The sequence below is a fragment of the Rickettsia hoogstraalii genome, assembly GCF_000825685.1.
Classification (GTDB): domain Bacteria; phylum Pseudomonadota; class Alphaproteobacteria; order Rickettsiales; family Rickettsiaceae; genus Rickettsia; species Rickettsia hoogstraalii.
In genome coordinates this window covers 1,266,395-1,279,146 of record NZ_CCXM01000001.1, presented here as the reverse complement: position 1 = coordinate 1,279,146, position 12,752 = coordinate 1,266,395, and the positions used below count along the sequence as shown (strand labels likewise).

The following is a 12,752-nucleotide window of genomic DNA, read 5'->3' as shown; positions in this document are numbered from 1 at the left end:
CTTTTTTATTTCGTAAAAATCCGGTAATAAAATCTTTTTCTAACTTAGGCTTCTGATATAGACGATATAATATCTACAATTTCATCTAATAAAGTAGATTTTAGTAAAAATAATGCTGCTTCTAACTTTTCCAAAAAGTTAGCATATGGAACGCATTTAATAATTAGCGGTATAACTGGTTTTATTGTAAATGGGACAAAAGGAGGCAGTATTTTTGTTTCAGCAACTCTTGCTGATGAAATCTTAATAACCGAAGGGTATTTTCAGAAACATTATCTTACTTCTGCCACATTTAAAGGAAGTTTAATCTACCCTATCACTACAAATCTCATCACAACTTTTCCTAATTATTCAGTACCAATTTATTTAACTTCTACAGCTGCAATATTAAGCTTAACATATTATGGGACTGATTTCTTAAATTATCAGGAAAATTTAAAAGAAATTCAGACAAACTTAACTCCTAATATTAGGGTAATTGACCCTAATATACTTTCTAACAATTTTAAAAATGATTCAAAAAATGAAATTAAAGATGTAACTCAAGTATTTTATCACATTTCTAATAATCCAATTATTAGAAATATGGTTATAACAAATGTTTTAGATTTAATTGAAGCATGTATAAATAGTAGTTTTATTAACTACACCGGAAATGATGGCAATACATTAATTGCATTGACCTTACTCATACAGGACCCTAATGCTGCTATAGGACCTCTTATTTCTCAAGGAGCAAAAATCAGTATTTTATGGTGTGGAAAAAATATAATAAGCACACTATTCCAATCATATAAAACTTCTTTAACACAAAATACTCAAGATTTAATTGAACAAAAAGCTTTAGAACTGTTACTAAACGAGGAATATAAAAGTAAAATCTTAGGATTAAAGGATATAGAAGCTATTACTAATAATTTATTTATTGATCTTCATAATACTTTTACTATTGGAATTTTACAATTAGGGAATTTAACCACTCAAAAAATTATACAGCTTATTGCATTGCAAGATATAATGAATTTAGTTCCAAGAGCTATTATATTTAATGAGTTTGAAAATATTAAGCAAGGATTTTTAAATATATTATATCAACTGGATATTTCTTACAAGAAAGAAGCAGAGAAAATTAACGAAAATAAAGCTTCTATAGTAAGAAATATATCCTCTAACACTTCAAATATCTTGTTAACTGATTCTGCTCAATTTGTACAAAATCAATATGCCAAGCAACTTAAAGCTAAAAAAGAAATATCAAAGAAAATGTTGTTTTTAGATAGCACAAAAAATACTATAACTACTATATTAGATATCTCAGATAAATTCATAAAATCACTTTACTATATTTATAAAGTAAAAAATGGAGAAATTACACTTGAGCAAGCTCTACTACTTAATCCTTGGCTTGAAACTTTAAAATCATTCTTAACAAGTTCCTCATTAAAAATAATCTTTAGTGGAGCAGCTATATCACAAGCAAGAATTACAAAATTAATAGAGGCAATTTCTTCTGAGGATAAAAAAGGAATAACATGGTCTACTAATGATACAAATGATGAACTTGTAATTTCTGATTATAACCTAATTATAGAAGAAAGAACTATTTTGAGTTTTGAAAAATTAGTATTAAAATTAGGAGCACATTATCTCCTTTCAGCTTCCTCAGGAAAAGGCAAAACTACTTTTTTAAAGAGTTTAGTAAATTGTATTGCTGACCCATGCCATAGCGTTGGTGAAATTTCCATACCTACCCATTATCAAAATCCAAAAATAATATTTATTGATCAGAATAGTTACATACCGGTTCAATCTACTTTATTTGAAGTAATAACCTCAGGTCTTGATCAATCAATCATTAAAAGTAATAAACAATCATTAGAAGAAAAAATTAACACATTATTTATAAAATTGGATCTAGGTACATTAATTACGCACTTAAGTGATAAAAATTATGATGTAATAAATGCACCAAGTGGCGGTCAAAAGAAAAAAATTGGAATCATTAAAGCTATAATGTCAAACCCTAAAATATTAATTTTAGACGAGGTATTTGCCAATCTTGATAAAATATCTATAGAAAATGCACAACAAGCTTTAAAAGAATTTTTACCGGAAACTTTAATGCTTGTAGTACATCATGACGGTAAATCTCATGACTATAATAATTTTTATGATCAGTATATAAATCTTGAAGATTTGTACGCTGAAATAAAATTATTAGGAGAATAGCTATTCTATTCAACCCTATATACTCTACTTTTCATTTATCATGAGTATATACTAAATCTAGGTGTTCAATTATGGGAATTTTTTAAGATTTCTTTATAGACTTCAAGATTTTTTCTAAGCATCAGATCAAGAGAGAAATTATTAATTACCGTATGTCTTGCTGCTTCTTGGATTTTATTAGCAGTATCAGTACCTAAAATCGAGAAACAATAATCGATTTTCTCTGCTAACGCTTCGGCATTATTTGGTTCTACGTGGAAACCGGTTATATTATTATTTATCGTTTCTACTGCCCCGCCGATATTAGTTGCAATAACAAGCTTCTCCATCGCCTGCCCTTCTATAATAGTACGTCCGAAAGCTTCAGGCTCGATTGAGGCAGAAACGATAATATCGGAAATCCCGTATAGGTTTATTATATCCGAATCATTACCGAAAATTTGAATTTTATTTTGAAGTTTTAGAGTAGCTATAAGCTCTTTGACTCTATTAGTAAAATTGGGATGTCTAGATATATCACCAACCATTAAACAATAAAAATCTCTATGTTTTAACTTACTTAATGCTTCTACTAGAACAAGATGTCCTTTCCAGCTTGTCATTCTAGAAGGCATTAATATTATCGGCACGTTGCTCGATGCATCATATTTATCACGACATTTTTTAAGTTTTTCAGGCGTTAAATTTGCCGGATCAAAATAATCACAATTTACTCCACGCTCAATTACTACTATTTTGTCTTCATCAATTTTATAGTTTTCAAGCAAATGTTGTTTTACAAAATTGGATACAGCAATAACTTTCTCGCCTTTTAGCATTATGCTATTATAATATTTTTTAAAACTATTCGGAATATTATAAACCCCATGAAAAGTAGTCAGAAATTTAGCGTTCGTCCATTTTGTTGCTAGATATGAACTCCATGCCGGTGCCCTTGATCTTGTATGAACTATATCAACATTATATTTTTTGATTATTTCTGCTATCAATTTTGCATTATTCAGAATTACAAAAGGATTTTTACTGCTACTATTCATTTCAATATGCAATATATCTTCCTTATCTAACTCTTTAACTAGAGTACCGCCTGCTGAAATTATGATAGGAGTATGACCGAGAATTTTAAGATATTTTGCAACTTCTATAGTACCTCTTTCAACCCCTCCCGAGACTAGAGCAGGAACTACTTGCAAAATAGTATATTTATTGTATCGTTTACTTGACTTTAATGAAGGCATTAAATCTCAATCTATTAAAATAATTATTTAAAATGCACAAGCTTTATAATAAAACACAAGACAAATTTATTGTCTATGATAATTATAGAATAATTAATACAAATATTCCATCTGTAATTTTTTTATACGGCTTGATGTCTAGTATGCAATCAACTAAGGCTATCTATTTAATAGATTATTGTAAAAAAAACAATTATAATTTTATTGTTTTTGATAATTTCGGCCATGGAAACGCATCGGGACAATTTGAGGAGCAAACAATTAGTGATTGGTTAGAAGGAGTATCACTAATTTTAGACAAATTAATTGATACGGAGGCAATATTAGTAGGTTCGAGCATGGGAGGATGGCTAGCACTTCTTGCAGCTTTAAAATTCCCTGATAAAATAAAAGGGCTTGTGTGTTTAGCTCCCGCTTCCGATTTTACTGAAGATATTTGGCAAAATATATCTCTAGACGATCAAAATAAGATGCAAAAAGAGGGAATATTAGAAGTAAGAGGTAAAAATTGTGAGCATAAATATCCTATAAGCTATAAACTGATAGAAGATGCAAAAAAACATTTATTATTGACAAAGAAACAGATTGATATAAATATACCGGTACATCTAATTCATGGAATGTTAGATGAAGACGTGCCTTATAATGTTTCAGTAAAACTATTAGAAAAAATAACAAGTAAACAAATAGTAATGAAGCTAATTAAAGACGGTCACCATAATTTATCTAGAGAAGAAGATTTAAAGGTAATGACAAATTCCTTAGAAGAAGTAATACAGCTTCAAACATTAAGCTCTTGACACCAAATTTTGCAAGATTCGCTTATACTCACGTATTAATATACGCTCCGTTAAGCTCACTTTTAAATTTAGCGTCAATATCATAATGCTTTTTGCTGTATAGCATTAAACAAAAAAATAAAGAATATGTATAGTAAAATAAATAAAGTTCATGATTTTAAAGAAGTTATAGAAGCGGTAAAACAAGCCGATAATACTAGCTTGGTGCTTTTTGATGTAGATGAAGTAATTGTAATGGATAGTGATGAATCTAGGTTAACACATGATTATAGAAAAGAATTAATGAAGAACATTGAAAAAAGACTTACTAGAAAAGAATGTGAATTATTACTTAGCGTTATTCTTAAAGGAAAAAAATCTAGGTTCGTTAATTTAGATATTTTAAAAATATTTACTCTACTTAAAGAAAAAAATATTCCGGCAATGGGGCTTACTAAACTTCCTACCGGTAAATTCGGCGTAATTGAAGATATGATCGAATGGAGAATTCGTGAACTCACTGAATTAAAGGTAAATTTTCAAGAATTTTCACCTTTAGAAGATGAAATAACAATCGAGGATTTTAATATCGGTTACGGTAAACCTACATTAAAAGATGGCATAATTTATACTGCGGAATATGATAAAGGAAGCGTACTTGAATATGTATTACGCAAAACAGATTATTATCCGCAATCAATAATATTTATTGATGATATAGAAGAAAATTTACTATCATTACAAGAAATTTGTAAGAAACTAAAAATTAACTATCAAGGATTTGAATTTATGGGTTCTGCTATCGTTCCTGAACCTGATCTTGATGAACAATTAGAAAAAATCAGATTTGAAATTCTAGAAAAAGAATATAAATGGTTAACGGATGAGGAACTTAAAAAGCATACTTTATCATAACTTGGAGGTATTGTTGCGTGGATGAATTTCACCTTAGAGTATAAATATTATGCCCGCAAAACTTATTGTTCTTTTTACCTTACTTATTTCCCTTTCTACTATGGCAAGTAAAAAGGAAGAAGAAAAAATTACAGGAGTAAAAGCAACTAAAGTACAAATTGCCGAGCTTTACGACATATTTAATATTGTAGGGCAATGCCAGAATGATAATAGCCGTGATTATTATGCTAATGCCACTGGAGTAGTTGAAAAAGTCTCAGCACATCAAGGAGAAATAGTAAAAAAAGGAGATATATTGCTAGTTATAGATAAAAACATAGCAGAAACCACTAAATCTAGAGCAGCAGCTTTATTAAATACAAAACAAGAAGATTATAATAGAAAAGAAGCTTTATTTGCTAAAAAATTTGTAAGCAACGAGGAATATAAAAGGTCAAAAAGCGAACTTGAAGATGCTAAATTTAATTATTCCAAAGCTCTAAAAACATATAACGACATGATAATTACTGCACCCTACTCCGGTAAAATAGGCGTAATTAAGTCTATGGTCGGTGATGAAGTAAAAATAGGCGACTATCTTTTTAGCATTACCGGAACAGAAAACTCACGAAGTATTTTTATTGAATTGCCGGAGTCTTTAAGCGGAAAAGTTGGAGTTGATACTGAAGTTTTAATTGCAGGAAAAATTAAAAGTACAATCGGGGCAGTATCGCATTACTTATCAGATAATGGTACTTTAACAGCTAAAATTATTTTACCTATGGGGACAAAAATCCTGCATAATAGCTTTGTAGATGTTAGGCTTATAATTAATCCTCACAAAAATCTAACTGTTCCTGAAAGTTGTATTCAACGAAATAATCAAGGTAACTTTATTTATAAAATAGACGGTGATACAGTAAAACAATTATATGTAAAAATCGGCACACGTACAGAAGGTCTAATTGAAATTACCTCTAATGATATTAAAGAAGGCGACTTAGTCGTTACCGAAGGTATGACTAAAATCGGCGACGGCTCAAAAGTTAAGATACTTGAGGAATAGTTATTTATATATGCTTTCTAAGCCATCTACGTATTCTAGAGATTGTTGCACGTATTCCTTCTTGCCTTATAGAAGTAATAGTTAACAAAATCAAAATTTTTGTTACAAAGCAATAGGTTCGTATTTTTTGAATTACATAATTATTGTTGAAAAAAGAAATATTACTTTTTTTATAGTCTTTATTTTTATTTTCTAATAATCTTAATTGTGTAACAGCCGCTAATAACAAATTAATAGTAAACGGACTAAATTTACTTAAATAAGGATTATTAAGAACATAAGAAGTAATATTTATTAAACCTACTGAATATTTATTTGGGTCCATAAACGTATTAGTACCACCGCTAATTCGTACTTTAGACAATTCTTTGTCTATACCGCCTATTGAGTTTTTACTAGCAATAGATATCCATAAACAACAATCTTCACCGCTTCTTATATTTTCAGGAAATAAATTTTCTTGGAATAATGTCAAAGTTCCCATAACTGTCGGCATTGCTATTGGACAAGTTTGTATAACTTGAGGAAAAACATTTCCACTAAAAAACCCAGAATGAACAGATTCTATATATTTTCCTTTTTCATTTATTTTTTGATATGAAGTATGAGAAAATATAAAATTATTTTCTTCCATAAACTTTAATTGGATTTCTATTTTATCCTTATAAAATAAATCGTCCGAATCAAGGAAAGCAATATATTTTCCTATAGCATTTTTAATACCTAAGTTACGTGCAGCAGCAGGTCCTTCATTTTTTTTATGAAAATATCTTATTCTTTTATCTTTTTTGCATATTGAAGTTAATTCTGATATATCATCAGTCGATCCATCATCTATTATAAGTATCTCAAAATTTTTGTGTGTTTGAATAACTACACTTTCTATAGCTTCAATTGCCCAATTTATTCTATTATATACCGGTATAATAACACTAACTTTAGTATCATGTAGTACTTGCTTAGCCATAGTATTTGCTAAATCACAAGCTTTTTTATATGTAGTATTATTTGATAAAAAAGTAGCGGTACGAGTTAAAAATAAATAAGTTGAACCTTCCATTTTGATCATTTCTTCTTCTGTTAACTCGTGAAGAAACGATGACCATAATACATTACATTCTTCGTTATGATTTGATATTTTTTTACTACCTTGCTCTGAATGAAAACGAGATTTAATTAGGATAGACTCGTCAAAATGAATAGGAGCAACACGGAAAATTTTAAACCATAAATCATAATCTTGCGTTGTCGGTAAAGCTTCATTAAATATACCGATTTCATGAAAATATTTAGCAGGAATTAATAATGAACAACCATGTATTAATCCTCGTAATAAAGGTAATAAAGAAATATTAAGTTTATCTATAGGTAGCACACTATCCGGTTTAATATCACGTAGAGAATTTCCTTTTTCATCAATTAATTCATAACCGCCATAAATGATAGTATCTTTATTATCTAATTTATTTAATATGTTAACTTGATGCTCGATTTTATTAGGATAATATATATCATCATGGCTAAGCCATGAAAAATACTCCCCTTTCATGTTTTTTATACCATAATTTAAAGCCGAACCACAACCACCGTTTTCTTTATGAAAATAGCGTATTTTATCACCGTATGATAATGCTACATTTTCTGTCTCTCCATTATCTTTAGAGCCATCATTAACAACTACAATTTCAATATTTTCATATGTTTGGGCTAAAGCACTATCTATCGCTTCACGCATATAATTAGCCCCATTATAGACAGGTATAATAATGGAAACTAAAGGACAATAAATATTTAAAGGTTTATCTTTTTTAGTTATCATAACTTTTAGAAATAATTTATAAAATTTTAGTTTTATTGTGGCATTACTAACTAAAGAAAGATAATAATAAAAAGCTCGATGTCATCCCGTGATTTATGAACTAGAGCCAGTTAAAAATACTAAATTTATTAGTATTTTAAGTTATTTTCCTAGATCTAGTTCCCAAATCACGGTATGACATCTCTCTTTAGTTAGCAATGCCTTTATTGTTTAAATTTTCTATAGAGCTTTAGAAAAATAGATTTTTCTTCTTCACTAATAATTAGTTTATTTTTAAGAATTTTTATTTCTTCTAAAGCATTATTTAGCTCTGTTACAGTATTATTTAATTTAATTTCATAGTTTAAGTTTTTCTCTTCGCTATTTTTAAATGCATCTCTAGTTTGCAGCAATTGTTTTAATATATCTTGGAATTGCAAACCTAGCTTTTCTAAAAATTCTGGAGCCCAAGCTGAGATTGGATAGTTAAATAATTGTTTTATAGGCTTTAAATCTGAGTTACTGGATATACAGATTATAGAATTAGGAGGATTTTTTTCAGAATGTGTGTCGTTAGTTACACCGTCTAATCCTTCATATAAAAATTCTTTGTTCTGATATGATTCAAAGTCTTTTTCAGTAATCCAATTAACTAAATGATATATATTCCCTTCCGGTTCATTAAAAGGTACATTTACTATTAATCGTTTTTTACATTTAAGATTAAGTGCTAGATTTAACCCATCTTCAATATGCTCAAGTGCATGTCGTGATACAATATAATCATATTCTTCTGCCTTTTTAATAAAACTAACTAAATCAGATTTAATATATTTTATATTAGATGCTCTATAATTTTGTTCAGCATAAATTATAGATTCTTTACTGATATCTATTGCGGTAATTTCTACTCCTAATATATCGCTAAGCATGAAAGTGCCGTGTCCTGTTCCACAACCTATATCTAGAATTTTTATTTTTTGATTTAGCATTAATGGGCTATTAAGTATATCGGCTTCTATAATTTTTTTAAAAAATTTATAACTACTTTTATGACGAATTACCTCTAAAACATCATGAGTTTCCCCAGGAATTAATCTTTCTCCATCATTATAAATTTCTTCTAACATAAATTATTTAAACTATTATAACTTTAATAAATATTCGGCGATAAATGCAGCAGGGTTTTCTACAGGATCAAGCATCTTTTTAAATTGATTTCTGCCACTACTATTTTCATGATAAGGTAAATAATGATTTTGCTTAATAAATTCTATATAGTTAATAATATCTTGCGGCTCATAAGCAAAATACATATATTTTTTTAATTCTTTAGATAGAGCATTGCTATTAAATTCATTATTCCAACCATTACTTAAGTAAATTATAGGCTTATCGGCAACTACTACTTCAGCAAGAGATGAAGTACCGTCACTTATTACAATATCCGACACCATTATATCATCCAGTAACGACCTGAATGCATGTGCAGAAACAGTAACATTCTTTAAAGAGTTAAATCTACTTAATATATTATCCATATCACTTTGGCTTAAGTAATTTTTACCGACCGCATAGGTAAATAGTGTAACATGCGGTCTTATAATAAAATGAATATCAGGATGTTGTAATGCATAATTATAGAAAAAATAGTGATAATTTAAGAAAGTAGAACCTCCTTCATATAAATCTCTATTTTTAAACGATAATTCCCATCTAGGAAGCCATAAAATGGTTTCCGAGTTTGGTTTTTCTTTAATATTATAATTTCTTACTTCATAGTATGGTTGATAACCTGAAACAATAACTCTATCCTTAGGAAATTTATAATTACTAATAAAGATATCCTTTGTACTTTCTGAATCAACAAATACCGTCTCTATGAAACTTGATAACTTATCATCATCAATATTTTTTTGATGAAAGATATGCGGACCATAGACTATATACATAATTTTTGTTTTAGTTCCTCTAAAACTCTTATACAAATTAGCAGCCGTAAAAGGTTCTGATATATAGCCTTGAAAATTTTCGTAAGGGTTTTGCGTAAAGATAAAATCCGGCTGATAATTTTTTAATTCAGAAATTTCACATTTTGTATTAACATTTGAATAAGAAGCATACTTACCGCATGGATATATCACATCTTGTGTATCAAATTTACTAATAAACTCGGTATCTATTCCTCCTTGAATATTGGGATGAGGATGAGGTACTATTACAATTTTGACATCATGACCTATTTTTTTCATCTCATTATACATTGCGTATACGCCTTTGCCGCCGAATGTCTCTGTACTAACAAGAAAAACTATTTTTTTATAAGAATTTTCTTTGGAATAGCAAAAAGAAGATATAAGAGTTATTAGTAAAAAAACACTTAAAAATAAAGTGTTAGGTTTTATTAATTTAAAGAATTTCATGTTTTTGATATGTGATAATAATGAATAAGATTACTTCTTAAACCACACCGTACGGTTAACATAATCCACATAACTTAAAACTATACGCAATATTTTCTTTGATACAAGACCCGCTTCAGCATAATCCGACACAATACTCTTCTGCTTTGAAGAATTGTCTCTGCAAAACTTCGGAGGACTCGCATGCTCATCTATTAAGTATAGGCTGTGCGTGCTCGCTCCTCGTTTTACATTCCAATTCTCCAAATCATTTGAGTATATTTCTTGCGTATTTTTAGTATTCTCGTGTTCTTCCGTAATAGCTTTCACCGATTGTAGTACCCGTTCAGCCTTAAAGCCCGACATAATAAGCGTTCCGGCGTCCATACCTTCAGGACGCTCATGTGCTTCTCTAATATTTAAAGCAGGTAAATTAAGTATAGATGCTTCTTCAGTAATAGTGCCGCTATCGGATAAAATACAAAACGCATTCATCTGAAGTTTGACGTAATCCGTAAAACCAAAAGCCGGCAAAAATCTTATTTTATCACCAAGCTCCTTAAACCCTTCTAAATCCTCAAGTCTTTTTTTAGTCCTTGGGTGTGTTGAGAAGATTACGGGGAAATTATACTCTTTAATAAGCGTTTGTAAACTACTTAATAATTCTTTCAGATTACTTTTGACGTCGACATTTTCCTCACGATGTGAGCTAATTAAGAAATACTGCTTTGCTTTTAACGATAATTTATCTAAAATATCCGACTTTAATATTTTAGGCATAAAACGGTCAAGAACTTCAGGCATATGCGAGCCTGATTTAAAAATAAGCTCAGGCGGTAAACCTTCAGAAATTAAATAACGTCTTGCATGCTCGGTTAACGTAATGTTAACGTCGCTAATATGATCAATGATTTTACGGTTTATTTCTTCGGGTACTCTTTGATCAAAACAACGATTTCCTGCTTCCATATGAAAAATCGGAATTTTACGGCGTTTAGCAGCAATCGCCGATAAACACGAATTAGTATCACCGTAAAACAAAACGGCACCGGGCTTTTCTTTCTCAAGGACTGCGTCAACTTTTTCGATAATAAGTCCGATAGATTTTGCCGTATTATCTGCCGCTACTTCTAAGAAATAATCAGGTTTTCTAATTCCCATATCATCAAAAAAAACTTGATTTAATTCATATGCATAATTTTGACCGGTGTGAACTAGAATGTGATTAGTATATTTATCAAACTCAGAAATCACGCAGCATAGTTTAATAAGTTCAGGACGAGTACCGACAATCGTCATTACTTTAAGCATTTTTTAGCTCCTCTTGTACGTAATCAAGATTTAGTAACAGCTCTTTTACTTCTTCTAAATTTAAACGTTTTGTATTATGAGAATTGTAATCCTCTAAAAGAGCTACTTTCTTTTCACCTTCAACAAAATATTTTGCATAATTAAGATCACGTCCATCCATAGGAATACGGTAATAACCACCTAAATCATCAGCTTTTGCCATTTCTTCCGATGATACTAATGATTCATAATGCTTCTCTCCGTGACGTGTACCGATAAAGCGTATTTCATTTTTGCTACCGAATATTTCTTGTAACGCTCTCGCAAGTACCTCGATTGTACTTGCCGGAGATTTTTGTACAAAAATATCACCCTGACGACCATGCTCAAACGCATATAAAACTAAATCTACGGAATCTATAAGCGACATTAAAAAACGTGTCATTGACGGTTCTGTAATGGTTAATTCCTTACCTTGTTTTATTTGATTGACAAAAAGAGGAATTACCGAACCACGGGAAGCCATAACGTTACCGTATCTAGTGACACAAAGCACGGTCTCACCTTGACTACGCATACGAGCTTTTGCTACTGCTAACTTTTCCATTAATGCTTTAGATAATCCCATTGCATTAATTGGATATACAGCCTTATCGGTACTCAGTACAATAACTTTTGTAACTTTGTTATTAATAGCAGCATTTAAAACATTTTCAGCACCTAAGACGTTAGTATTGATTGCTTCCATAGGATAAAACTCACAAGTCGGAACTTGCTTTAAAGCGGAGGCATGAAATACATAATCTACACCATGCATTGCCTCATCAATACTTTTATAATTACGTACATCCCCGATATAGAATTTAAGTTTTGAGTTATTTAAAGCAATACGCATATCCTCTTGCTTTTTTTCATCTCTACTAAAAATTCTAATTTCCTTAATATCATTAATAATATCGGATTTAAGAAAACGAGAAAGCACCGCATTACCAAACGAACCGGTGCCTCCTGTAATCATTAAAGTTTTATCTACAAACATTATTTATTTAGTACCTA

At 29.9% G+C, this 12,752-nt stretch carries 8 protein-coding genes and 2 pseudogenes; 4 read left to right on the top strand and 6 right to left on the bottom strand.

What is annotated here, in order from left to right:
- Positions 1-585 precede the first annotated feature (585 nt).
- Entirely contained in the window at positions 586-2,229 is a 1,644-nt protein-coding gene (locus tag BN1174_RS11940) for an ATP-binding cassette domain-containing protein (RefSeq protein ID WP_082022323.1), read from the top strand.
- A 65-nt stretch (positions 2,230-2,294) separates the two neighbouring features.
- Here BN1174_RS11940 and BN1174_RS06650 read toward each other — a convergent pair whose 3' ends face one another.
- Entirely contained in the window at positions 2,295-3,467 is a 1,173-nt protein-coding gene (locus BN1174_RS06650) for a glycosyltransferase family 4 protein (RefSeq protein ID WP_040257502.1), read from the bottom strand.
- A 32-nt stretch (positions 3,468-3,499) separates the two neighbouring features.
- Between BN1174_RS06650 and BN1174_RS06645 the strand changes: the two genes are divergently transcribed.
- The 3 genes from BN1174_RS06645 to BN1174_RS06635 all read left to right on the top strand — a co-directional run bounded on the left by BN1174_RS06645 (position 3,500) and on the right by BN1174_RS06635 (position 6,206).
- Entirely contained in the window at positions 3,500-4,267 is a 768-nt protein-coding gene (locus tag BN1174_RS06645) for an alpha/beta hydrolase (protein WP_040257500.1), read from the top strand.
- 126 nt (positions 4,268-4,393) lie between these two features.
- Positions 4,394-5,161 (top strand): DUF2608 domain-containing protein, encoded by a 768-nt coding sequence (locus BN1174_RS06640; protein WP_040257499.1) that lies wholly within the window; start codon positions 4,394-4,396, stop codon positions 5,159-5,161.
- Positions 5,162-5,207: 46 nt separating this feature from the next.
- Positions 5,208-6,206, top strand: a complete 999-nt coding sequence (locus tag BN1174_RS06635) for an efflux RND transporter periplasmic adaptor subunit (RefSeq protein ID WP_197062087.1) — start codon at positions 5,208-5,210, stop codon at positions 6,204-6,206.
- Between the two features lie 4 nt (positions 6,207-6,210).
- Here the strand turns inward: BN1174_RS06635 and BN1174_RS06630 are convergent, their stop codons facing one another.
- From BN1174_RS06630 to capD, 5 genes and pseudogenes are all read right to left on the bottom strand, one after another.
- A complete protein-coding gene (locus BN1174_RS06630) occupies positions 6,211-8,025 on the bottom strand; it encodes a glycosyltransferase family 2 protein (RefSeq protein ID WP_040257496.1) in 1,815 nt (604 codons plus the stop codon).
- 626 nt (positions 8,026-8,651) lie between these two features.
- Positions 8,652-9,134: pseudogene (locus tag BN1174_RS11935) on the bottom strand (class I SAM-dependent methyltransferase); the annotation flags it as partial.
- Between the two features lie 15 nt (positions 9,135-9,149).
- Positions 9,150-10,498 (bottom strand): annotated as a pseudogene (locus tag BN1174_RS06620) (hypothetical protein).
- A complete protein-coding gene (wecB, locus tag BN1174_RS06615; protein ID WP_040257493.1) occupies positions 10,458-11,717 on the bottom strand; it encodes a non-hydrolyzing UDP-N-acetylglucosamine 2-epimerase in 1,260 nt (419 codons plus the stop codon). Before wecB ends, BN1174_RS06620 begins: the two are co-directional and overlap by 41 nt.
- Positions 11,710-12,735 (bottom strand): UDP-glucose 4-epimerase, encoded by a 1,026-nt coding sequence (capD, locus tag BN1174_RS06610; RefSeq protein ID WP_040257492.1) that lies wholly within the window; start codon positions 12,733-12,735, stop codon positions 11,710-11,712. Before capD ends, wecB begins: the two co-directional genes overlap by 8 nt.
- Between the last annotated feature and the right edge of the window lie 17 nt (positions 12,736-12,752).

Coding starts and splice junctions, on each gene's coding strand:
- BN1174_RS11940 (WP_082022323.1), top strand. CDS start 586: ATGGTTATAACAAATGTTTTAGATTTAATTGAAGCATGTATAAATAGT.
- BN1174_RS06650 (WP_040257502.1), bottom strand. CDS start 3,467: ATGCCTTCATTAAAGTCAAGTAAACGATACAATAAATATACTATTTTG.
- BN1174_RS06645 (WP_040257500.1), top strand. CDS start 3,500: ATGCACAAGCTTTATAATAAAACACAAGACAAATTTATTGTCTATGAT.
- BN1174_RS06640 (WP_040257499.1), top strand. CDS start 4,394: ATGTATAGTAAAATAAATAAAGTTCATGATTTTAAAGAAGTTATAGAA.
- BN1174_RS06630 (WP_040257496.1), bottom strand. CDS start 8,025: ATGATAACTAAAAAAGATAAACCTTTAAATATTTATTGTCCTTTAGTT.
- wecB (WP_040257493.1), bottom strand. CDS start 11,717: ATGCTTAAAGTAATGACGATTGTCGGTACTCGTCCTGAACTTATTAAA.
- capD (WP_040257492.1), bottom strand. CDS start 12,735: ATGTTTGTAGATAAAACTTTAATGATTACAGGAGGCACCGGTTCGTTT.